14 protein-coding genes and 4 tRNA genes are annotated in these 23679 nt (G+C 45.1%); 6 read left to right on the top strand and 12 right to left on the bottom strand.

The window, feature by feature from the left end:
* Nucleotides 1–253 precede the first annotated feature (253 nt).
* A complete protein-coding gene (locus BQ8014_RS19875; RefSeq protein WP_139785119.1) occupies nt 254–451 on the bottom strand; it encodes an Arm DNA-binding domain-containing protein in 198 nt (65 codons plus the stop codon).
* Nucleotides 452–648: 197 nt separating this feature from the next.
* Nucleotides 649–723 (bottom strand) — tRNA-Pro (locus BQ8014_RS11315).
* Between the two features lie 369 nt (nt 724–1092).
* Between BQ8014_RS11315 and BQ8014_RS11320 the strand changes: the two genes are divergently transcribed.
* From BQ8014_RS11320 to BQ8014_RS11340, 5 genes are all read left to right on the top strand, one after another.
* The gene (locus tag BQ8014_RS11320; protein ID WP_080904435.1) at nt 1093–1698 is read left to right on the top strand and encodes an HU family DNA-binding protein; all 606 of its coding nucleotides are present in this window, start codon (nt 1093–1095) and stop codon (nt 1696–1698) included.
* 93 nt (nt 1699–1791) lie between these two features.
* Nucleotides 1792–1865 (top strand) — tRNA-Arg (locus BQ8014_RS11325).
* A gap of 13 nt (nt 1866–1878) precedes the next feature.
* A tRNA-Arg gene (locus BQ8014_RS11330) sits at nt 1879–1955 on the top strand.
* 221 nt (nt 1956–2176) lie between these two features.
* A complete protein-coding gene (locus BQ8014_RS11335; protein ID WP_080904436.1) occupies nt 2177–3451 on the top strand; it encodes an Nramp family divalent metal transporter in 1275 nt (424 codons plus the stop codon).
* Between the two features lie 353 nt (nt 3452–3804).
* Complete coding sequence (locus tag BQ8014_RS11340) at nt 3805–5562, top strand: ABC transporter ATP-binding protein (protein ID WP_080905934.1); 1758 nt, start codon at nt 3805–3807, stop codon at nt 5560–5562.
* Between the two features lie 127 nt (nt 5563–5689).
* Here the strand turns inward: BQ8014_RS11340 and BQ8014_RS11345 are convergent.
* The 9 genes from BQ8014_RS11345 to BQ8014_RS11385 form a co-directional block, all read right to left on the bottom strand.
* Nucleotides 5690–5776, bottom strand: a tRNA-Ser gene (locus tag BQ8014_RS11345).
* 77 nt (nt 5777–5853) lie between these two features.
* On the bottom strand, nt 5854–8046 hold the full coding sequence (locus BQ8014_RS11350) for an alpha-L-rhamnosidase-related protein (protein WP_080905935.1): 2193 nt from the start codon (nt 8044–8046) through the stop codon (nt 5854–5856).
* A 108-nt stretch (nt 8047–8154) separates the two neighbouring features.
* Complete coding sequence (locus BQ8014_RS11355) at nt 8155–10749, bottom strand: family 78 glycoside hydrolase catalytic domain (RefSeq protein WP_080904437.1); 2595 nt, start codon at nt 10747–10749, stop codon at nt 8155–8157.
* A gap of 12 nt (nt 10750–10761) precedes the next feature.
* Nucleotides 10762–12510: an alpha-L-rhamnosidase-related protein gene (locus tag BQ8014_RS11360; protein WP_080904438.1), complete on the bottom strand. Its 1749-nt coding sequence runs from the start codon at nt 12508–12510 to the stop codon at nt 10762–10764.
* Nucleotides 12511–12583: 73 nt separating this feature from the next.
* On the bottom strand, nt 12584–15838 hold the full coding sequence (locus BQ8014_RS11365; RefSeq protein ID WP_080904439.1) for a glycosyl hydrolase: 3255 nt from the start codon (nt 15836–15838) through the stop codon (nt 12584–12586).
* 48 nt (nt 15839–15886) lie between these two features.
* Nucleotides 15887–16696 carry a rhamnulose-1-phosphate aldolase gene (gene rhaD, locus BQ8014_RS11370; RefSeq protein WP_080904440.1) on the bottom strand — a complete coding sequence of 270 codons (810 nt, stop codon included), beginning with the start codon at nt 16694–16696 and terminating at the stop codon, nt 15887–15889.
* A gap of 34 nt (nt 16697–16730) precedes the next feature.
* Nucleotides 16731–17759: an L-rhamnose/proton symporter RhaT gene (rhaT, locus tag BQ8014_RS11375; RefSeq protein WP_080904441.1), complete on the bottom strand. Its 1029-nt coding sequence runs from the start codon at nt 17757–17759 to the stop codon at nt 16731–16733.
* 4 nt (nt 17760–17763) lie between these two features.
* Complete coding sequence (locus tag BQ8014_RS11380) at nt 17764–19020, bottom strand: L-rhamnose isomerase (RefSeq protein WP_080904442.1); 1257 nt, start codon at nt 19018–19020, stop codon at nt 17764–17766.
* Nucleotides 19021–19036: 16 nt separating this feature from the next.
* The gene (locus BQ8014_RS11385; protein ID WP_080904443.1) at nt 19037–20461 is read right to left on the bottom strand and encodes a rhamnulokinase; all 1425 of its coding nucleotides are present in this window, start codon (nt 20459–20461) and stop codon (nt 19037–19039) included.
* Between the two features lie 98 nt (nt 20462–20559).
* Between BQ8014_RS11385 and BQ8014_RS11390 the strand changes: the two genes are divergently transcribed.
* Nucleotides 20560–21444, top strand: coding sequence for an AraC family transcriptional regulator (locus BQ8014_RS11390; RefSeq protein WP_080904444.1), 885 nt, complete (start codon nt 20560–20562; stop codon nt 21442–21444).
* Nucleotides 21445–21640: 196 nt separating this feature from the next.
* Here BQ8014_RS11390 and BQ8014_RS11395 read toward each other — a convergent pair whose 3' ends face one another.
* The gene (locus BQ8014_RS11395; RefSeq protein WP_080904445.1) at nt 21641–23494 is read right to left on the bottom strand and encodes a glycoside hydrolase family 127 protein; all 1854 of its coding nucleotides are present in this window, start codon (nt 23492–23494) and stop codon (nt 21641–21643) included.
* Between the last annotated feature and the right edge of the window lie 185 nt (nt 23495–23679).

Raw genomic sequence — 23679 nt, forward strand, 5'->3', positions numbered from 1 at the left:
TTGGGACTTAGCATGTGAAGCCGAAACGATGATGCATAGAATCGTTTTTTTTCTTTTTTATTGGCATTTGCGCGTAATCCAATTTTCGGCATACCGCAAGGTTTGTCCATGCCGTTTTTCTCTTTCCAGTTCTTTCTGCGCTTCCATGCTTCCCTCTTGGTGATGACACAGGATGACATGTGATGTAATACATCGCCAGTAGGTTTAAAATCAGTATATTATATAAACCAGTCGCCTATTTTTACCACGACAATTATTTTTTATTCACCATTAAAATAGAAAATATGGCAGAAGAAAACATCCGGGGTGATATCTGAATTTTGGATATATAATGAGGGGTTGATATATATTGTGTCGAATTGTTGTGGTATATTCGAATTTTAATATTCGCCATACCGTCTTGCCGTAATTGGTTTGTTGAGCTTAATACTACTGCTTTAAATATTGCCATAATGATGATGTAGGTTTATGGCGCCTGCGGAATACATTAAGGGAAAATATCATCTTTAGAATATCTTTACAAAAAAACAGCAAAAAACGTTCTAAAACCGTTCGAATCTGCTCATTTTAAATAAAAAAAGTGACTTGATACTATTATAATAGCAGATCACTTCACTTTTAAATACCTAATAATTAGGACTTTTTCTGTCGGGGTACCAAGATTCGAACTTGGGACCCCCTGCTCCCAAAGCAGGTGCGCTAACCGGACTGCGCTACACCCCGAATGTCATTCTCCTTTTTCTGAATGCGGTGCAAAGATACAATTATATTTTTAAAATAAAAGCCTGCCCTACCCAAATATAGATTTCGTTTTACTATTTCTCTTAAATAATTCGAGCCTTTCGAAAAAAAGAGGCCTGCCTTTGAACAAACACGCCCTACCCTATTGTATCTTTGTGTATTGATAATTGAGTGTTTGATGGCTATAGAACACGTGTTTTACGGCTGTGAAACACCTGTTTGACAGCTGTAGAACACGTGTTCGATTACCGTCAAACACCTGGCTGAATTGGGTGGAAAAAGAAAAACGCAGTATACAGGTACGCTAAAGGCAGTACCCATGAATAATAACCAATTTAATACCTTAAAGTTATGAGTGCAGAATATGATGTTTTTAAAACTCCGAAGCCGGAGAACGGTTCCCCCAGGCAAGAATATCACGCCCGGTTGGTTCCTTATGGAGAAGTAGTCAGAATCAATGAATTGTCCATGTTGATATCCGAGATCAGTTCGTTTAGTTCAGCCGATGTCGGCGGCATGTTAAAAGCCTTTCAGGAAACAATGTCCCTACTGTTGCTTCAGGGGAGAAAAATAGAATTGGAAGGATTGGGATTGTTTTCAGTTGCCTTAGGGACTCGCCCGGTGAAGCAAACAGAGCAGGATCAGGAAGAGAATAAAGAGATCTATGTAAAAACCGTCAAATTCCGATGTTCGGCAGAATTGAGAAGCAAGATACGTCATATGCATCTAAAGCGCATACCCAAGAGTAAAAGAGAGACCAATCTGCCGGCGGAGGAGCGCAAGAAAAACATTCTTTCATATCTTTCGGGAGAGGATACGATAATTACCTCCGAATGTATGGGTTTGAATCACTGCACCCGTTATACGGCACAAAAAGACTTGAAAGAATTAAGCGGGGAAAGGCTGATCAAGAATACCCGCTCGAAGCACACATCCGCATACGCCTTGGTAAAGTGAAAATATTAAATCGATATTTAGGAAAAAAGAAACGGATTTTTTGTGAATAAAAAAGAATCTACTAACTTTGCACACGCTAAGAAGAGATAAGAAGGCTGCGTGGCTCAACTGAATAGAGCATCTGACTACGGATCAGAAGGTTACAGGTTTGAATCCTGTCGCGGTCACTAAACATCTTCCGGCCCCGTGGCTCAACTGAATAGAGCATCTGACTACGGATCAGAAGGTTACAGGTTTGAATCCTGTCGGGGTCACCACTAGCCAAGAGGGTGCGTCAAAAGGTATGAAAAAGTAAAATTCAAATACAAACTTTTGACGCATTCTTTTTTGTTTTATTCATTGTCATTATTATTCCCATGGAAAAGAGCGACTTACTGCTTTCCTCTTGCGAAAAAGAGTGGAGAAAGGGAAGAAAACAGCTATAGTTATAGGCGCTTAGCCGCGGGGAGTGATTTTGACGGCTTTGGGGGAAAGAAAAATGAAGAACATTTTTAAACAATTACGGAAAGAATACCAGACGATTCATCTTGGCCAGAAGTCTAAGGCAATTGAATTATTGCGTTATATCGGGCCGGGATTATTAGTAACGGTCGGCTTTATCGACCCGGGTAACTGGGCCTCCAATTTTGCCGCCGGGTCGGAATTCGGATATGCCTTGCTTTGGATCGTAACCCTGTCGACGATTATGTTGATTATCCTCCAGCATAACGTAGCCCATCTGGGGATTGTAACGGGTTTATGCCTGTCGGAAGCGGCGAATAAGTATCTTCCGTATACAGCTTCCCGCTTTATTCTCTGGTCAGCTATCGGCGCATCCATTTCCACCTCATTGGCGGAAATATTAGGAGGTGCAATCGCCTTGAATATGCTTTTTGACGTTCCAATCAAGATCGGAGCTATTCTGACGGCCATCTTCGTCTTTGTTCTTATGTTCTCGAATACATATAAGAAAGTAGAGCGTTATGTGATTGCGTTCGTGTCAATCATCGGATTATCCTTTATCTACGAACTTTTTCTGGTCGACATCGATTGGCCCTTAGCGATGGAGTCGTGGGTGAAACCTTCTGTTCCTGAAGGTAGTATGCTCATTATCATGAGTGTATTGGGTGCTGTAGTTATGCCTCATAACCTGTTTCTCCACTCTGAAATAATCCAGAGCCGGCAATGGCACTTGAAAGACGAGAAAGTAATGGAAAAGCAGTTGAAATACGAGTTTTTTGATACTTTCTTTTCGATGCTGATAGGATGGGCGATCAATAGTGCAATGATCCTATTGGCAGCCGCCACCTTCTTCCGCCAGGGGATTGTCGTGGATGATCTGTCGCAGGCACATTCTTTGCTTCAGCCACTATTGGGGGAAAATGCAGTCATTATTTTTGCCGTTGCTTTGCTCTTTTCCGGCATCTCTTCGACGATGACATCCGGGATAGCTGCCGGCTCCATCTTTGCGGGAATGTTCGACGAACCTTATAATATAGGGGATATCCATTCAAAGATAGGGGTGCTGATTTCTTTTGGAATCGCACTAATTATTATATTTCTGATTGGCAATCCGTTTAAAGGATTGATTATTTCACAGGCAATCCTGAGTATTCAACTGCCGATTACTGTCTTCCTGCAGGTGCATCTTACCTCATCTAAGAAAGTTATGGGTAAATATGCGAACACGCCTTTTACGAAGACTTTGCTTTATCTGATTGCTTCCGGAGTAACGGTTCTGAACATCTTATTACTGATTTCGCTTATTTTTTAAACCCGCCGAGGAGGCACTTGATGTACTGGATTCTTGATAGATTGCTTACACATCTGAAACCTGACGGAGTAAGCGAGCTTTAGTTGAGTACGGTAATTGACAATGTTGAAGGACAGGATTTATTCAGTTCGACAGGTGGAATTAAATCGGGGAAGACGTTTAACAATTTCACTTATGAACTTTAAGACAAGCAATTAAAAACAATGAGAGAAAGCCAACACATGGGTGGAAGCTCTTTAACATAATGCAAGAACATTATAGAACAAAATGCGGCAGCATAAAACCCAATGCCCATTTTGCCAGTTATTATGTTTTCGCTTAGCCAACGAAATAATCATAAAAATTGCAATACTGTGAAATTATTTTGGAAATATCTCAAACCGCATAAAGGGTTAATCTTTTTTTCGCTTCTTTTGGCAACCATTGCCCAGTTGTTAAATCTTATTGATCCAATTATTTTCGGGAAAATAATTGATGATTATGCAACTAATGTTGATAATAAAACAGAGAGCGAACTTATAAATGGTGTTTTATTCTGGTTAGCCATTGCCGTTGCCATTGCATTGCTTTCGAGAGTTGCAAGTGTATTCCAGGAATTTTTAACGAATAAAGTGGTTTCCAAGTTTGGAATGCAGATTTTTAACGACGGTATCCGTCAAACATTACGACTATCGTTTCAGGAATTTGAAGAAAGCCGCAGCGGAGAGACGCTATCTATTCTGCAAAAAATAAAAAAAGATACGGAGCGTTTTGTCAATTCGTTTATTAATATACTTTTTTCTTCCATGGTAGGCATAGGCTTTTTGGTTTGGTACAGTATCACAAAAAGCTGGTTGCTCATCCCTGTATTTTTAATCGGCATCCTGTTGTTGGGATCGTTAACCGGACTTCTTTCAAAAAAGATAAAAACCACACAACGCTCCATTAATAAAAAGACCAATGAAATTTCAGGAATAATTACCGAGAGTTTACGAAATATAGAATTGGTGAAAAGTCTGGGACTTACTTTTCCTGAAATTCGCAGGATGAAGGCACAAACGGAAGGCATTTACAATCTTGAAATGGCAAAGCTAAAAAGAGTTCGTATGCTCTCTTTTTTTCAAAGCGCGACACTTAATATTCTTAAGCAATCTATTTTATTTATTTTGCTATGGCTTATTTTCAGGGACATTCTTTCAACAGGCGAACTTATTGCAATGCAGTTTATTTCTACAAGCATATTTGGTCCGTTACAAAATTTAGGAACAATAATAGTGCAGTATCGGGAAGTGGAAGCATCTATTCAGATTTTTAAACAACTGATGCAAAAACCCATAGAAAAACGTCCCGAAGATGCCGTTGAAATAGATAGTTTAAACGCTATTTCTTTTGAAAATGTCATTTTCAGACATCAGAAAAGCTCGTTCAATGCCATAGACGGCATTTCATTTCAGGCGAAAATCGGGGAAACCATTGCTTTTGTAGGTCCTTCGGGTTCAGGTAAATCTACATTAATTAAGCTGTTGGTAGGTTTATATAAGCCTGTTGGAGGAGATATATTTTTTAACGGCGTTTCTTTTTCACAAATAAGATATAACCCCCTGCGCCGTCAAATAGGTTTTGTAACGCAGGACACACAACTTTTTGCCGGGACTATTCGTGACAATTTATTATTCGTAAAACCTGATGCAACAGATGATGAAGTGCTTGCAGCCTTAGAAAAAGCCTCTGCAAAACAGCTCACAGACCGCTCGCCAAAAGGTATTTATACGGTAGTAGGAGAAAATGGGATGAAACTTTCAGGAGGAGAAAAGCAACGTATATCCATAGCAAGGGCTTTACTGAGAAACCCGAAGCTGCTTATTTTTGACGAAGCAACCTCTGCTTTAGATTCTTTAACAGAAGAGACTGTTACCAATACCATTAAAACAGTTTCAAAAGACCGGGAGCGAATTTCTATTCTCATTGCGCACAGGTTGTCGACAGTTATGCATGCAGATACGATTTTTGTTTTAGAAAAAGGAAAGATTGTAGAGGCCGGTTCCCATCAAACGCTGTTAAGTCAAAAAGGACTGTATTATGCTATGTGGAGACAGCAAATAGGCGAACGCCGAAAAGAAGAAGTTCTTTAAACCTGCTTCAAATAAGTACGTTCGTACATCCGTAAATTCTTATCGAACACAAAAAGACAAACAATTCAATAAGTAATAAAAACAAAAAGAGCGAAAACAAGCAGTATTCACTTATTTTCGCTTTCAGCGGAGAAGTGGGGATTCGAACCCCAGATACCCGTAAAGGTATAACGGTTTTCGAGACCGCCCCGATCGACCGCTCTGGCACTTCTCCTTTCCGGATGCAAAGGTATAGAAAAATAGTATTCCGACGGCTAAGAAGCCTGTTTTTTTCATCCGGACAATTGAAAACTACATCAGAAAATGTTCGCCTGCTTCTACCCTTTTCACTTTTCCATTGGGGAAAACGACTTCGGCGGAAGTTCCTTCCGGAACCACCAAACGAATAGTTAGCTTCTTCCCTTTTTTCGTGATTTCCGTCTCAATAATTCCATTGGCGGAGTTTATACGGGCGGAAACCTTTGTCAGAGAACCCATCTGTGGAGCAACACGAAAAGTACGGAAGCCCGGCGATGTCGGTTCGACGCCGCATACCTTCTGGCTGAGTAGCGTCAAGGGCCCTCCGCTCCAGGCATGATTGATCGTTCCGCCTCCAAATCCTTCTTCGCCGATGCCCCACCCTTCAAAGAGTGTCGTATATTCGGTGTGGGAAAGCATCTGCCCATAGCGTTCTTTCATTCGTTTGAGTGCGAAATCAGTTTCACCGATCTGGAAGAGCGCCTCCAAAACATATTTCTCCATATAAGGGCTGGCATGATATTCTTTTTTAAGGACTTTCAGCAGAGCAGGATATTTATCCGGAGAAGCCAGGCCGGAGAGGATAGCCATGGCCTGCGAGCGATCGTCGTCGGCGCCTTTATAGGAAGGCGTCCGGAAGGCTGTCCCTGTCCAGAAGGAAGAATCGAAAGTCTCTTTCATCCGCTGCATCTGTCTTATCAGGGCATCGGCATCCGCCGTCTTCCCAAGTTGCAAGGCAAACGCATGTTCGGCTTTTAAAGCCAAATAATACCAGGCGCTGGTCAAGACGCCCTGATCTATGTTTTCTCCCCAATCGCCCCAACTCCATTCGCCATTCCGTTGAACCGGCTGTCCCTGCTCATTCAGTTTCCAGACCTCATGCAGGTAGCGATGCAAACGGTCGTATATTACCGGGATAAAACTGCTGTCGGCGCTATAATAATATTGCGTGTAAAAACCATACCAACCGACGGAAGCAAGGATCTGCAAGGGCAATTCTCTCGCCCAGTTCCCGGCCGGGATAGGGGCGAAAAGCGTACCGTCCGGGCGCTGCCAGTCCATCAGTTCATGAATTCCCTTGAGCGCCAGTTTATGCGAAGAAGGGGAAAGGGCATAAAAAGCCTCTCCAAGCTCGTTCACTTCATCCCCCCACCATTGGGCCCGCTCACGGTCCGGACAATCCATATAGGTGTCACGCATCGTAACATATAATGTTCTCGCCGATCGTTTCCACAACTCATTATAAAAAGGATCGTTGCATTGGAACGAACCGCTAAACTCGGTATCGTAGCCGGTTTCCCTGTATTTCAGATCCAGCACCTCCACCCCTTCTGGCAAGATATAACGAACCTCATGGCCGTTCATCCAACCCAGGCTTTCGTACTCCTGAACTCCTTCCCGGGTGATATATTCCGCCCGTATATTCGGTGTCCCCCCTCCCATATAGTTGTCGGTCCATATTCCAATGGTTTTCCCGGCAGCCGCTTTCACTTTGAAGTAAGGGGTTATATGGCAATTATAAGGCAGTTTACAATAAAGCGTATCACCTGCCGCCGATTTCCGTATTTCCGCATAATCGGAGTAGCCATAATCTTTCCATAACGGAATCGGCCGCTCCACCAATTTGCCGAAAGGAGCCTGTCCGGGAGCGGCAATGACCTGCGCTGCCGGAAAGTTCCCAACATAGTCCGTACGATTCCAGCCGATCTTCTCTTTTCCCGCATCAAAGCGTATATTACTCTCCGGCAAACGATAATTCGGAAAGGGCGCTTCCGTATTTTGGTAAGCATCATAAACAAAGCACTGCCAACCGGCGTCCGAAGAAAGATTCACACCCGGAGCTTCAGCATCGAACAGCAAGGCACCCGTTCCGCTATTCAAATGACTGAATCCGTTTTGACCGAAATGCCAGACCAGCACAGCAATCGTATTCTTTCCCGCTTTCAGGAAAGGCGCCAGTTCGACCACATCGTAGTAGGTTGCATCGCGGGAAGGCCCCCGTTTCAATCCTCCTTCAAAAACGACCAACCGGTCATTCACCCATAGCCAATATTTGGAATCGACGGCGATACGCGCTTTCAACGAAGGCGGTATTGTGGAAATATCCGTCACTTTCCTGTATCCCTGCCAGGTGTTTATCCGGCTTTGTGTATTTTCGCTGTTGATCCACATTCCTTTCCATCCATCTGTTGCCTGCAGTATACAGAAACAGAGTAAAAACAAAAATAAAAAAACCGTTTTTCTCATCTTTTTCTTTTTTATCCTATTCTCCGTTGTTATTTTGAACGGTTTAGTGCAAGAGAATTTTCCCATGCAAGCCGTCGCTTCGTATTTTACCAGCGGAACTTAACTATCTCACTTATGATAGGTGAAGGTATAAATTCCTGATTTCACCTTTTTTACTTCATCTCCGATTTGTATTTCCGCTGTGCAATCGGCCGGTACCTGAACCGTCAGTTTCACAGAATCGCCATCCCGCTTCCATTCGCTTGTTATCAGTCCGCGAACCGAATGATATTCCCCTTTTGCCCAATCCAATTCTTCAGCAAAATGAGGCGTAAAACGGATATGGCGAAAACCGGGCCGGGTGGCGTCATAATTAATGCCTGCCAGTTGATTCATCATCCAGGCGGAGACATCCCCCATAAAAACATGATTCAGGGAAGCATCCTTAAATTCCGGGCTGAGAGTCCAGGTTTCCGGCAAAGTGGTACATCCTTTCGTTTCCACCCAATAGCCCCATGAAGGCGCATCCGTCTTGGTCACCATCTTCATTACATCGGACAAATAGCCGTACCGGGTAAGCATAGCCGGAACCGTTTTACTTCCCAGCAGTCCGAAATCGAGATAGTACTGGTTATCAGCCACCACCTTATGCAATAAGTCGGCAACCTGCTGTTCCTTTCCTTTCGGCGGCAATCCAAGATAGAGAGCCAACGCTTGCGCAGTCTGCGTACCGTTGGCATAACGCCCGGAAGCAGCATCAAAGAACTTTTGATTGATCAATCCCTTTAATTCATCCGCTTTCTCCTGGTAAACAGACGGGTCTTTCCCCAACAGGGAAGCAAAGCGCGCCATCAACATATAATCCAGATAGTAATAGGCGGTTGATGTATATTCATTCGGAGTGGTGGATTTCCAATAGACCCAGTCACCCAACCCAAAAGTCAAATAACCTTCTTTTTCCTTTGTCTTGAGATAGTCCAGGTAACGTTCCAAGGCCGGATATATTTTCCTTATACATAGTGTATCCCCGTAATAATTATATAAAGCGTTAGGGATAATAAAGAGGGCGGCATCCCACACCGGCCCCGGCCATTCGCCGAATCCCCAACCGCTGGAAGGAATGATTCCAGAAATATCCCCCGTCTTCCGTTGGTTATCGATGAAGTCGTCCATCCATTTCTCATAGAACGTGATGCCGTCGAAACCGAGTAATCCCAAGTCGACTGCGATATGGGCATCGGCGGTCCATCCGTTTTTTTCGCGTTGCGGGCAATCGGTCGGTATACTATGTATATTACTCCGGTAGGACTGCATCGTAGCATCCCAGATATCATTCAGCAAAGGATTAGAACAGGAAAAGTTTCCCACCGGAGGGAGGTCGGTATGCATGAACAAAGCAGTCAGGCTCTCTTTCGCCAGCGTAACCGGTTTCGAACTTTCCACCTCTACATACTGGAAGCCATGATAGGTAAAGGAAGGCATGAAGATTTCCTCTTCTCCCGTGCCGGCCAATGTGAAGACATCTGTCTGAAAGATTTCATACGGCTTTACCGGATGATAGTAAACATTAATATTCCCTTGCTCCAATCGTCCGTCTTTTTTCAACAGTTCGCCATGCTTAATCGTGATGCGTGTACCCTTCTCACCTTTGACTGCCAGGCGACATAGCCCGGCGATATTCCTGGGGAAAGAATATACGTAGAGTTGGTCGTTGAATTTTTGCATATCCGTTGGTTCCATCTCTTCCGTAATCCGGATTCCCGGCATCTGTTGGGATACGATAAGCGGAGCCGGAGAGTGGGTTAGTATGGCCGGCTTCCATTGGTTATCATCAAAATCGGCCATATTCCATCCCTTTTCTTCCAGGCGGGCATCATAATGGTCTCCGCTATAAATATTATTATAAGTATAAGGTCCGGTCGATGTCTTCCATTCTTTGTCGTTGGTCTCCCATTTTTCGGTTTCACCGTTTGCGTAAGTCACCCGGAGCTGACATGAGAACCGGGGACGTTGCCTCCAGCTCGCGAGATGAAAATTCCAGACGGCTACCGATTGCTCGTTATACCAGCCATTACCCAATACGGCGGCTAATGCGTTTTTTTGTCCGGGCTGAACCAGATCCGTCACATCATGGCTCACATAAAGAATCCGTTTGTCAAAATGGGTATATCCCGGATCCAGATAATTCTCCCCTACCCGTTCGCCGTTAAGGAAGAGTTCATGATAACCTGCCGAAGCGACATACAAACGGGCCTCCCGGATGGAATCCTTCGGGCTGAAAGTCGAGCGGAATAACGGGGCCGGTTCGAACTCCTTATCATGCTGATCGGTTATCCAGGGAACTGTCCAGGAATCGGCAGAGGTATCCATTCTTCCGGTTTCGAAAGTCGCCGGTTCCGAAGTCGGACAACGGCGGCCTTTTTGATCCCATACGGTAACCGTCCAATAATATTTCGTAAAAGGTTTCAATGGACTACCCGGGATATAGACTTCCATCCGATCCGGATCGGTACCGATCCGGATTTCATTTTTCCGTATGGAAAAACCTTTCTCCTCACCGGAATACTCCCAAGTAAAACGAGGATTCGGATTATCTATGCCAATCGGTTCCGTTAGAAATTCCGTACGCAGATGCGTAGGCGTTACTTTTTCATTCCGCACGCTACAAGCCGTTAATAAAAGGATTGTAATAAACAATTCGAGGAGAATAAAATTGATTTTCATGAATTATTGTATTTACTGAAGAACTCTAATTTCTTTCGGCGCCTGAATGGTGCTTTTCACCGTTCCGTCCGCTTGTTTTTCATGGCGAAGTTTAATCTCTCCATAAGGCGTCGGGAAAGCGCCTTCCACCCATTGCAAATCGCCTAAATGAGGAGTAATCCGTACCGTCCGGCAGCCCGGTTCAATGACCTGGACACCCAGCACCTGCTCGCTGAGCCAAGCCGTAGGACCGGATGCCCAACCGTGACAGAAGCTATGACGGTACCCCTTGTAACAATAATTGCCGTATTTCTTGTGGATATCTACTTTTCCGGGTGGTACTGGTTCGTCAATCCGCGCCGCATCTTGCAGCCAGTCCATATTGAAATCCTCCCAAAAGGTAGTCGCCCCCAGATCGAGCATCGCTCCCCAATATTGGCGGATTACATCCAGGGCTCCCTGATAGTTTCCTGCCGCCGCCATGGCACGCAGCATATAATATCCGTAAAAAGTGGAGAATCCGCGCGCGCCATCTATGGACAAGACGTTCTCATTCGCTTCCTGCGGTGAGATAACACCGGCCAGGGTGAGTAAAGCTGCCGCCTGCTTATAACCGGGTTGCCCTGCCGAAGTTTTCGGATGAAGGATATCCTTGGATATCTTTTGCGCTTGCCGGGTTGCCAACTCTTTTTTCTTATTGCATTCATCCGCTAAAGAGGTTTCTCCCAACAGGTTGCAAAGCTCTTCACCGGCCGAAAGCGCCAACACCATTAAGGATTGCAGGCCGACATGGATAGCCGGTTTATTTTCACTTGAAGGCCAGTCCAGGAAGCGATTGCCGTCCAATTGTTCCTGCCCGCCCTTATCCACTTTCCCGAGCAATTGGCGGACCAATCCGGTGAGATAAGGTTTTTGTTCTTTCAAATAGGCATAATCTCCCTGGTAATAATACCAGTCCCGTTGAATCAATAGCCACCAGATCGAATAAGAACTGATGCCGTGCATCCACTGGGGAAGAGGCGTCAGGTTGCGGATCAGATCGAGACTTTTCGGCACGACCTCATTGTATCCGAAAACAGTCGAGACGGTCATCACTTCCGGATGCAGGTCGCCTACCCAAACCAGACGATCCCGTTTAATGCCATCCCATAAGTATTCCTGCATGTTCAAATGGACCGTGTAAGCTCCGGTCTGCCATATTTTATTTAACCGTTCGTCATTAGATTTGAAAGATCCCCGGTAGGGAATGTCCCTGAAAGTAGAGATTGCCCGAACCTCTTTTAAATGTAATTCCGTCGAATCATCGAGCAAATCGATCCGGACGAAACGAAAACCGGAATTCCCCACTTCAACCACGCCCAACCAGGGAAGGGGAAGGATAAAATCGCGTATGGCATGGTCATTGCTTGCCCCATTCACGCCATCGATGTCGGACATGGCTTCACTCACCGATTCGCCAAAGCGTATCCGTACGGATACAGGCTTCTGAGAAGGAGACATCCCGGTCACAATCTGCAAGCCGCCTTGCAATTCTTTTCCGAAATCGAGCAGAACGGCAGGATGTTCTGTCGATGAACTTTTCATCTTACAAATGGACGTATTGGCTAAATCACTCTGGCCGTTACCGGGCTGAAACAAGGCCCGGGCATTGCTTATCCGTTCCTCGTGTTGTTGCCACACAATCCGTGTGGGAGGTAAATATTCACGCATACGACTGTCCCGTTGCTGTGCAGCAAGAGAACAAGCTAAAAAGAAAGAAAGGTAAACAAAGAACTGTTTCATAAAAATATGATTTGAAAAATGATATCGTAGAGAAAGGTACCTCCACTCCGGAGAAGCAGAGGTACCTTTATTTCTAATAAGTTTGTGTTTCAAGCGTTACCGGTCCGATCAAACCCATTTTTTGCAAAGGCGAGTCCGCTTTCCACGGATTAGCCGGAAGCCAGGTTTTACGGTCTTTTTCAGGTAATTGCTGGTCTCCGACCAACCGGTTCCGCCAAGTGGTCACCACCTCTATTTCGAGGTTGTTTACACCTTTCTTCACCCGCTCGGTTATGTCCAGACGATAAGGAGTTGTCCAGACGCCACCCGCATATTCTCCATTCACCTTGACTTTTGCCATGGCGTAGAGTTCATGTAAATCGAGATATAACCGTTTATCCGGCAGGCTGTCCAGATCGAAAGAAGAGTTATAGACTATGCTTCCCGAATAATGACGGATATCAAAATCCTTGCTTTCGGTGATTGCAACCAACTTATCCATAAGAAGTGGTTCGGCAGGCCCGCGCCTGGCAGTATCGAATGTCAATGTCCAGGGACCGGACAGTTCTTTCAAGACCTGCGGTGTAGGAAAATTGAGTTCCGCATCCGCCTGGGCCGATAAGTTACCCATATCCTTCAATGCCGTACGGAAGACGACAAAAGCGCTTTCCAAGGCATCCAGTTTCATCGGAACAACAGTTCCTTCCTGCGTCTGTTCAAAAGAGGGCAGTGGACGAACCTTACCGGTGGTAGCGTCCCAGACTTCCGGTTGCATCGATTTCACCCGGAATTCGGGTGTAAATGTAATGGGTTTCTCGCTTTGATTGGATAAGAAATAAATCTGTATCTTCCCGCCATCACGGTGTCCGTATAAGATCGGATCTTCAGCAGCCAGTTTGCAATCCGGGACACAGTTCACAAGAGCCAACGCTTCGGACAGATTCATCCCCCGGAGCAACATACCCTTCCCTATCTTTACGGATTTTACCGTTGTGCCGTCGAGTTTCGACCAAAGGAGTTTTACCAGCCGTTGGACTTCTTCGTCCGCTCGCGGATAATTTTGCATACTTGGGGAACGGGACGGCGGAGGCCCCAGAACGACTCCCCCCGCTTCAATCAAGTCTTTTATCTTCGTCAGCAGTTCCGGACGCATGGTTTCCAGGGCAGGAAGTACCAGCAGTTTATATTGGGTTCCGTGAGGTAGGGTCAGCAGTCCGTTTTTCACGAACAAATCCCTTTCTATCACTTCGGCATTGATATAATCGAATTGATAGCCCTTGGGAAGCGGAGGATCGGTGATTCCGGTCATTTTAGGAGTATCCTCGCCGATGAAATAAGCGACATCCGCTACATTAAGCCCCTGCTGCAACATGAAATTCACTCGTTTCACGTAAGTTGTAAAGAGGTCTAACTGTGGAAACCAGGTATTTTTCCTATTAAATTCGTTACCAAACCATGCATTTACACCCGGTTCTTTTTCTTCATAGGGCTGTGAGATATATACATGGAGCAACGTATTATTAATTCCTTCGGTAAAGAAACGGTCTCCCCTTTGCTTCATCATTTGCGGATAACGGCCGAACGTATTTCCTCCGGCTGTAAACGACTCTGCCGAAATCTTGTTCTTCCCATAAATATGGCCGCATGAAGAAGCTGCCCGGTTCTCTATGTTTCCCAATTCTCCCTCACTCCAGAACTCGCCGCCAATCTCATCGGACTGCCCGCCATATTGCAGAAACTCCCCTGGGAATCCCCAATGCCCGTAATTTTCCAGCCAGGTATGTAAACCGTATTTATGGCTGACATCCCGTAATCCGCCCACATAATCATAGGCAATCCGATCGGCAACCAACCTTCGCATATCCCAAAGAAAACGGTCGGACAGTTCCTCGCTCTGTACGACAAAGCCATCGTAGACAGGAAGGAAAGGAATCGGATCATAGCCATAACGTTCCGTAAAAGATTCGAGAAAATCATCAGTGAAATTCTGTCCGCCAGTCTCATAGCTGTCTTGTACGACCACCTCCCAGCAAGCCCGGTCTTCCGCCGGAATACGACGGATTATTTCACCTAGAAAGGCCTCAAAATGAGATTCCACATGTTCTTTACTCATCTTGTCAATCTCCAATCCGGTTGCTTCCGGAGCGGCCGGACTATTGGTCACGCCTGTCGGCCGCATTCCCATGCGTAAAATAGTCCATTCTCCCGCCGGAGCGTTCCATGATAAATGGCCGCCGGTAACTCTGGCCGTCAGATCGATCACCTTATCGGGGTCGATAACCAGCGAATCATTCGTTACTTCCGGTTGATCTCGCCACTGGTACTCATTCCAATAAGGCAATGGCGTCTGAAACATCTTTGCCAGTGTTTTTTCCGGATAACGTTCCACATAAGGAACAGAAGACCATTCCACCTCGCGGAAGCCGCTGTTAGGCGCTACATCCGTCAAAAGCAGACGAAAGTCCGATGCTTTTGTTTCCGGGACGGAAATAACAATAGGCGCATCCGGTTGGAAACCGACATTCAACGCAAAGTTGAAACGGTCTATCAGAAAAGAATCCAACGTCTCGAAATTATCGTCTTTCTTTACCTGTAATTTTGCATTAGCTCTTATCGGGACGCGAGTGGGATAAATCTTCAGCGAGCGAAGTGTAAACGGATCCTTGGATTCGAAATCCAAAGTCAATTTATTCTCCTTCAAGGCAGGAAAAACGGTTTCGGTCGCCAAATCGTCGTCGCATAAATGAAGTAATTCCTTTACCGATTGGGAAGAGTGTATCTTAAAAATATTTTTATAAAGGTTGCTCCCTCCAGGAATAGACGGAAAAGCGATTGTTTTCACATCCTGAAAATCCGCACCCGGAGCCGGCAAGTCCAATTCCACCTGTTTGCCGCCGCTTACTGTTACAGACGATGAAGCCAGGTAGCGCATCGCCTGGTTCGGCTTCACCCATGGGCCGCCCGATTGGCTCCAACCCGGCGAATTGAAGATTCCTATTTTGATATTCAACTCGGTCGCCGTCTTTAAAGCCGTATGCAGGATCTTCCACCATTCATCACTATTGAAGGCAACCTTTCCTTTTCCTGATTCTTTCTCTTCCAAGCCGATATTACCAATGAATGCCCGGTTGATTCCTGCAGCTTTCATCGATTTCAGATCGTTGACTACCCCCTCTTCGGATATATGACCCGAAATCCAATACCAATAAACGGAGGTCTGAATGCTATCCGGAGGGGCTACAAAACCAGTCTCCAACTCTTTTCCGTTTATTTGCATGTTACGGGGCACACATCCGAAGCATATAGATAAAAAGGTGAGACATCCGATGAAGCCTATCCATTTTTTCATAATATAACTCTTTTAAATTCGCAAAGGTCAATAAATTAAGAAAATACTTTATTTCGGCAAATTGAATGCAATCTTCAATTCTTCCATTTGTTCGGGAGAAGTACCCTCCGGTTCAAATCCCATTGATTTTGCCGTCAAATAGATTTGCGCCGACTTCGATAAGGTATCCACCATATCGAACGCCTCCATAATGTTTTCACCGACCGCGCAAATCCCGTGTTTTTCCCACATCACGACGTCATAGTCTTCCAGTTCCTTGATCGTCGCATCCGCCAGCTCTATGGAACTCGGCATTTTGTATGGAATAATCCCCAATCCTTTCGGACAGAATGCACGCGTCTCCGGAATCATGCTCCAGAGCAGATAAGTCAATTTGTCTTTTTCAAGGAAAGCGCGGTTATGTGTCATTGCAATCAGGTCGATCGGATGCGTATGCAAAGCGGCCTTATAAGTCGAACCTTTTCCTATCAGGAAATTATGCATGGACAGGTGAGACGGCAATTCGGAAGTAGGACAAACCGGATTATCAGCGATAATAACATAGCTTTTGCAATCATCCAGAATACGGATGACAGCCCCGTTCTCCATCGGCCATCGGGCCAAATCGCGCATTCTCTTGTTGGTTCCCTTACAGAAAAAGTAACAACCTTTCAGATGAGGCAGGTATACACCGAATGACACAGGGTTGGTTATTGGTTTCAACCCGCGGATTTCGTCGTCGACATATTCTGTAATATTGATGGTAATATTTCCACCGTTTCGTTCAGCCCATCCCTTTTGCCAAAGATAGCCGGCAACTTCCGCTACATCTCCCACTTGTTTTGCCAAAGCGGGACGATTTTCTAAGATCGATTTCATTCTAATATTCAATTCTTATAATAATAATATTCATTTATTGAGCGACTGCCACGACAATGATCGAAGCAATCAGCACTAACAATCCAAAGATAAGAACTATAATTGTCTTAGGGGCCGCTCCTTTCCATTCTTTTAGCAAGATTCCCCAAACATTACTGAAAATAACATTCAGCGACATCAGAATACTCCAGGAGAAAGCCAGCAACATGGCGTTTCCGGTCAGAAAACTCTTTCCTACTTCCAATCCGAAAAATTGTGAATACCACAACACGCCGGCAAGGGCACAGAAAAGAAGGTTATTGGTTAATACGCCGGAAGAAACCGAAAAATAGTCTTTTCCCGTTTTATTCTTTATATTCTGTTGAATGCAAAAACAAGCGTTCGTAATGAAGCCGCCGATCGTCACCAGCATGATGACGGGCAACCCAGCCAATAACGGCTTTACCCCTCCTTCCAAGGCAGCCTCCTTAACCGAAGCGCCTGCATCAAGCCCCAAAGCGAAACAAGCGCTCATCACCCCGGCCAGTAATGCAACCAGCAATCCTTTTGTCAAAGCAAACTCTTTTACGGCGGCTTTCCGTTCTTCCTCCGACATATTCTTCGACCGGAGGCTACCCGCATAACCGATAATGGCAATTCCGGCAATGGTAATGCAAACGCCGATCAGCAAAAGCAACCCCTCTCCATGAAAAAGGTTTCTTCCCGCAAGAATCGCCGGGAAAAGCGTACCGAAGGCTGCACAAGTACCTAAAGCCAGACTCTGTCCGAGAGCAACGCCCAGATAACGCATGCTCAGGCCGAACGTCAATCCTCCGATTCCCCACAGCATTCCGTAGAAAATGGCCATACCGGCACCCTCTCTGTTCCACAACTCAAAAAGGTTGCTTCCTTCCGGTATGGCTAACAAAGCACCCAATAAAGGGAAGATTAACCAGGCGAAGATTCCCTGCGTCAGCCAGAAGCTTTCCCAACTCCAATCCTTCACCTTGCGTATCGGCACGTACGAACTACTTTGTCCGAAACTGCCGACCGCAATGATAAGCAAACCAATGAATATGTTCATCGGACTATCGTTTAGAGGTTACTTCTTTCTCATACTTTTTGATATCCGCAATATAGTCTTCACCCACCGGTACGCCGTTCTGTAAACAATATTGGTCCCAAACAGCCGTCCAAGGCAAGCTTTTCAGTTCTTCTTGTAAAGCCAGACGTTCGAAATATTGATCGTTTGCTTCATATTTCTGTAAAGTAGCCGAAGGCTCCAACAAGGCTCGTAGGAAGGCTTTCTGGGTAGCCCGGCAACCCACGACATAAGCACCGATCCGGTTGATCGTCGCATCGAAATAATCCAGACCGACATGTATGCGATCCAAGGCATTGCTACGGATAATTTCACGTGTAAGATCCAATAAATCATCATTCAAAATGACCACATGATCGCTATCCCAACGGATCGGACGACTGACGTGAAGCATAATTTCCGGAGTAAAGAGCAAAAGACTGGAGATTTTATCAGCTACACTTTCCGTTAAATGGAAATGCCCGGTATCCAATGTCACGATTTTACCCTTTTTTGCCCCATAGCCTAAATAAAAATCATAAGATCCGACCGTATAGCTCTCCAGACCGATACCGAACAATTTAGCTTCGATACAATCTTTCATATGCTCATAAGGGGTAGAAAAGATCTCATCCAGCGATTGTTCGAGGATTTGGCGATATTTCAGGCGACTGGCCGGTACTTCTTTGCTTCCGTCATGTATCCATAGGTTCATAATGGAAGGATCGTTTTGGAATTTACCCATTTCTTCACTGATCCAACGGCAACGCTTGGTGTGTTCGATCCAGAAATTACGAATGGAGTCGTCCGGATTGGCAAGCGTCAGGTTACCGCTTTTCGGATGAGAAAAGGAAGTACTGTTGAAATCCAATTTTAATTCTTTTTCTTTTGCCCATTCCATCCAGCTTTGGAAATGTTTCGGTTCCACTTCGTCGCGGTCTACGACTTTTCCCTGGAAATCTCCGTATATTTCGTGCAGGCTTAAACGATGTTTGCCGGCAATCAGGGAAGTCACTTTCTCAATATCGGTACGAACTTCATCAATATTGCGGGCACGGCCGGGATAATTGCCGGTCACCTGAATTCCACCTGTCAAAGGGCCTCCCTGGTTTTCAAATCCGACCACATCATCGGTCTGCCAACAGTGCAGGGACAGGGATATTTTCTTCATATTTTCTATTGCCGAATCCACATCTACTCCTAATTCGGCATAGCGTTCCTTTGCAATCTCATACGCTTGTTTTAATTGATTTTCTTTTTTCATGATACTTCAATTTAATTTATTTATTCGGTTTATATGTTTTTAAAGGAAAAGCATTGGCTACAATTTTCCGCATTTCCCAGCGATCCGCAATCAGGCCGGCCGTTTTGGCCTGTACTAAACAATTACCGATAGCGGTCGCTTCGGAAGGTCCGGCTATAACCGGAAGGCCAATTGCATCAGCGGTAAACTGATTCAGCAAGGCATTTTGCGAACCCCCTCCGATCACATGCAATTTATCGATCGGGAAAGGTGCCATTTCGGACAATTGTCCCAACACCTCTTTATAACGGTTAGCCAGACTTTCAAAAATGCAACGGATTAATTCTTCATCGGTTACGGGAATAGGCTGCCCGCTCTTTTCACAAAGAGCGGCTATCGCCTGTGTCATGCTTGGCGGGTTGGCCAAGCTGGGGTCGTCCGGATTGACAATCGAGCGATTCGGCGTTGCCTGCTCTGCCATTCGGACAATCTGGGAATAGGTGTAAGAACGTCCTTCGCGTTCCCACTCTTTCCGGCATTGTTCTAATAGCCACATGCCGGTGATATTCTTCAGAAAGCGAGTTGTTCCCTCTATTCCTCCTTCATTGGTAAAGTTGTTCTTATAGCTTTGTTCCGTAATAATCGGTTTTTCCGTTTCAATCCCCATCAAGCTCCAGGTTCCACTGCTTAGGTAAGCGAAACGAGTATCCTCAGCCGGCACAGCGACAACCGCCGAAGCCGTGTCATGGCCGGCTACCGCAATGACGGGTATTTTGCCTAATCCGGTCTCCCGACTCAAGGCATCCGTTAATTCCCCGACTCGTGTCCCGGGCAATACCAAGGAACGCAACAAAGAGGGGGGCACACCGGCCGCTTCCAGTAATGAAGATTCAAATTGTTTGGTAACCGGATTCAAGAATTGGGAAGTGGAAGCGTCCGTATATTCGCAAACCTTTTTCCCGGTGAGCAGGTATGATAATAAATCCGGGATAAAAAGAATTTCCTCCGCCGCTTCCAGAGGAGCAAAGTTTTCTTCTTTGGCACGATAGAGTTGATACAAACTATTAAAGTCCATAATTTGAACGCCGGTAAGACGGTATACTTCCTCGCGCGGAACTTTTTTGAAAAATTCTTCCGGCGCCCCTGAAGTATAAGGATCGCGGTAAGCACGCGGCAAACCCAACAGGGTACCGTCCTTACCGATATAACCGAAATCGACCCCCCAGGTATCAATACCGATCGACGTCAATTCGATACCCTCTTTGGCGCAAAGACGAAGCGCCTCTTTCAACGCATCGTACAGACTGAAAATGTTCCAATAATATTTGCCGTGAAGTTCCATGAGGACATTCGGAAACCGGTAGATATCACGCATTTCAAATTTGACACCTTCCAGCGTCCCCAAAACAGCCCGGCCGCTGGTAGCGCCGATATCAAATGCAAGAAATTGATGTTGTTTCATTTGGAATTAGATCTATTAACTATGGAAACAAAGTTATGTGACAAAATTCATATCTTTGCTAACGAAACTGACATTTAAGCTTTCTTTTTTGACATAATATGACTACAAACGACCGTTTACATTATCTGACTATTAGTTCTACCGACGAGGAATGGGGTATTGTCGTGACTACGATCGGGCATCAGACCATCTCGCCCAAGGAGACCTACCCTCCTGTTTCCCTCCACCCCGACTCCTATAATTTCAAACCGCAAACAGGACGTATTCTCAATGAGTATCAATTAGTTTACATTACGAAAGGAAGTGGTTATTTTTCCTCTCAATCCTGCAAACATCAGAAAGTAGAAGCCGGAACCATTTTACTCTTATTTCCCGGCGAATGGCATAGTTATTACCCCGACCCTGCTACCGGTTGGGAAGAGTATTGGGTCGGGTTTCGCGGACCGCATATCGATAAACGGGTTGAGAAAGGATTTTTTCAAAAAGAAGAATCTCTTTTCCATATCGGATTAAGCACGACAATACTGGGACTGTATGAAGACATCCTCAATTACGCCCAAAATGAAAAAACCGGATATCAGCAGATGATTTCCAGTATTGTTCTACATATTTTAGGATCTGTTTATTATAAAAGGAAGAAAAGCCTTTTCGCCAATTCTATGATTGTCGACAAGATTAACGAAGCCCGCAATCTAATGAAAAACACACTCCAACATCCTCTATCCCAAGAAGAAATAGCAGCAAAATTAGGTTTAGGTTATTCTTGGTTCCGCCGGATGTTTAAGGAGTATACCGGCGTCTCACCGGCTCAATACCAGTTACAACAGCGTTTATTACGGGCAAAAGAACTATTAACCACTACCTCGATGAATGTTTCAGAGATTGCCTATACGCTTTACTTCGAAAATGCCTGCCAATTTTCGACTTTTTTCAGAAAGAAAGAAGGCATCACCCCCTCTGAATTCAGGAAACGCGCCCATTAATTTTCAGAATATGCCCCTTCAAAAAATACCGGAAAGCATAAAAAAGGGACTGTACCAGAAAAAATCCTGTAAAAAATTCATAACTATGAACCCACGCAGTCATAGTTATGAATCCGTTCGTTCATAGTTATGACTGTACTCGTTCATAGTTATGAATTTTTCAGTTAAGAACGAATGACTTTTGACACATTTAAGGTCAATACGGTTTATACGGACTATGCATTACATTTAAAGTCTTGGGCAACCAGACTCGGTAACGTTCTGCCTTATTCCATGTATTCCCAGCCGAGGCAAAGTCGCAGAAATGAATCGGCTTGGGGTCACGATTTCCTTCCAGATCCGTCCCCAAAACCATTGGAACGGTAAACGCCATCCAGGCAAAGTCGGAAGCTGCTGAGGGTTGTAAATCCACATAGCCCTCTTTTTGTACAATCACCGACGCCTCATCCACATCACCATCCCCAAAACGACTATCCCGCGCCAGTACGATAGGTCCGCGAACAATGGCCTGCGCTTGATTGAGTTCCACTACATGCGCACGCAGATCAAGAGTCAAAACCACCTGGTCTCCCGGATTCCACTTCCGGCGAAGGGTATAATAGCTACCCTGCAAGCAACCGGTTTGCGCTTCCCCATTCACCGCAACGCTTACCTGCCGGCTCCAAGCCGGAATACGAAGCAAAAGAGAAAATTCGGTGGCCTTTTCGGGATTCACCTCTATTGCAATCTGGTCTTTTACCGGATAATCGGTTTGCTGCCGAAGCTGTACTTTCCTTTTATTCGCCAATTGTATATCCACCGTGGAAGGTGCATACAAATTAACCCGCACAGCATCGTCTTTCACTTGATAGGCAAAGGCGGGAATCAAGGCGAAAGCCCGCGGTCCATTTGCATTGCAGCAGTTAATATGCATACCGCATTGCTCCTCCCCTTCATGCCGCCAGCCTTCCAAGGGACTGTATTTGGCAATTTGCGACGCGTCACTTTTCATGGAGGCCAGCAATGCGTTATAAATGGTCTTCTCAATCTGGTCGGCATATAACGAATTGCCGGTCAATTCCAACAGACGGTTACAAATTTGCATCCAGGTAAAAGTGACGCAAGTTTCCATCATGTGATACGTCGGAATAGTCTGACGGTTATTTCCACCATACCAACATTCAAAAGCGCTGCCCGAACCGGCAATATTGATCTCCTCATTGATTATATGATTCACCGTTTTTTCCACCACCGACAAATACAACGGATTCTTCGTTACTTTATATAATTCCAGCAGCCCTTCGTAACAAGACATCATCTCATAGGCTTTCTGTCCGTTTTCCCTGGAGAACCAAATCTTCGGATGCGGGAAGCGTTGAGATACCGGCACGTCGGCAATCGCTTTGCTGATTAATTGCGGTCCTTCCGGAGTTTCCCATTGGGCGACAATATATTGGGCAAAATTCAAATACTTTTCCTCTTTCGTCCGGTTATACAGATACATAACCGGCTCTAAAATGCTGGAACTCGCCATACCGATATAGTTGCCGGTTGTTACAATATTAACTTTTCCGGGCCCTACCTGGGTCATCAAATGGTCGATCATCCGGCAGGCGGCATCCAAAGCCTTTTTATCTCCCGAAAGATCCGCATAGGCGATCAACCCGAGTGCCGTATATTTGCGCCCCCAGACGTCCCATTGCTGTAATTGGGCGGCTTCCGAATAATTTCCGATATAACCGTTGGGGAGCTGAGTTTTCAATAAAGATTCTACGCTTTCGCTAATAATTTTATATAACTCCGGATCTTTATTATAACGGTAGGATGCAATGGCGCCTTGCACCCATTTTCCCCAGAACTCGCTCTGCCAGCGGCTGGTTTCTTCCTTATGGCGGAATGGTTCGACGAGATGATCCACATCCTGTGCCTTCACACGATGCTCAATGCAATTATCTACGCTCCTCCCCAGATAACCACTGAGTTCAATATGCTGCAAAGTCTGTCCCCAAACAATAAAAGGAATACAAAATAATAGGAAAGAAATGTTTCTGACAAAATGGTTCTTCTTCATAATTTACAATAATATAGATTATATGTTGCAAATATAGACTTCTTATCGTAAAGATAAATTAGAGATATGATATTCTTTCTTACAAATCTGCCACTAAAAACAGGAACCTTAGTCAGGAGTTATTTCTTTATATTCATATAAATTATAGTTCGTAATCTATCCCGGCAACCATACCATGGATTCCA

Origin of the sequence: Parabacteroides sp. Marseille-P3160 (assembly GCF_900162725.1) — a bacterium.
Taxonomy (GTDB): domain Bacteria; phylum Bacteroidota; class Bacteroidia; order Bacteroidales; family Tannerellaceae; genus Marseille-P3160.

Excerpts from the sequence above, each read along its gene's own strand:
- BQ8014_RS11390 (WP_080904444.1), top strand. The coding sequence starts at position 20,560 with ATGACTACAAACGACCGTTTACATTATCTGACTATTAGTTCTACCGAC.
- BQ8014_RS11365 (WP_080904439.1), bottom strand. The coding sequence starts at position 15,838 with ATGAAAAAATGGATAGGCTTCATCGGATGTCTCACCTTTTTATCTATA.
- BQ8014_RS11335 (WP_080904436.1), top strand. The coding sequence starts at position 2,177 with ATGAAGAACATTTTTAAACAATTACGGAAAGAATACCAGACGATTCAT.
- rhaD (WP_080904440.1), bottom strand. The coding sequence starts at position 16,696 with ATGAAATCGATCTTAGAAAATCGTCCCGCTTTGGCAAAACAAGTGGGA.
- rhaT (WP_080904441.1), bottom strand. The coding sequence starts at position 17,759 with ATGAACATATTCATTGGTTTGCTTATCATTGCGGTCGGCAGTTTCGGA.
- BQ8014_RS11380 (WP_080904442.1), bottom strand. The coding sequence starts at position 19,020 with ATGAAAAAAGAAAATCAATTAAAACAAGCGTATGAGATTGCAAAGGAA.
- BQ8014_RS11385 (WP_080904443.1), bottom strand. The coding sequence starts at position 20,461 with ATGAAACAACATCAATTTCTTGCATTTGATATCGGCGCTACCAGCGGC.
- BQ8014_RS11320 (WP_080904435.1), top strand. The coding sequence starts at position 1,093 with ATGAGTGCAGAATATGATGTTTTTAAAACTCCGAAGCCGGAGAACGGT.
- BQ8014_RS11355 (WP_080904437.1), bottom strand. The coding sequence starts at position 10,749 with ATGAAAATCAATTTTATTCTCCTCGAATTGTTTATTACAATCCTTTTA.
- BQ8014_RS19875 (WP_139785119.1), bottom strand. The coding sequence starts at position 451 with ATGGCAATATTTAAAGCAGTAGTATTAAGCTCAACAAACCAATTACGG.
- BQ8014_RS11395 (WP_080904445.1), bottom strand. The coding sequence starts at position 23,494 with ATGAAGAAGAACCATTTTGTCAGAAACATTTCTTTCCTATTATTTTGT.
- BQ8014_RS11360 (WP_080904438.1), bottom strand. The coding sequence starts at position 12,510 with ATGAAACAGTTCTTTGTTTACCTTTCTTTCTTTTTAGCTTGTTCTCTT.
- BQ8014_RS11350 (WP_080905935.1), bottom strand. The coding sequence starts at position 8,046 with ATGAGAAAAACGGTTTTTTTATTTTTGTTTTTACTCTGTTTCTGTATA.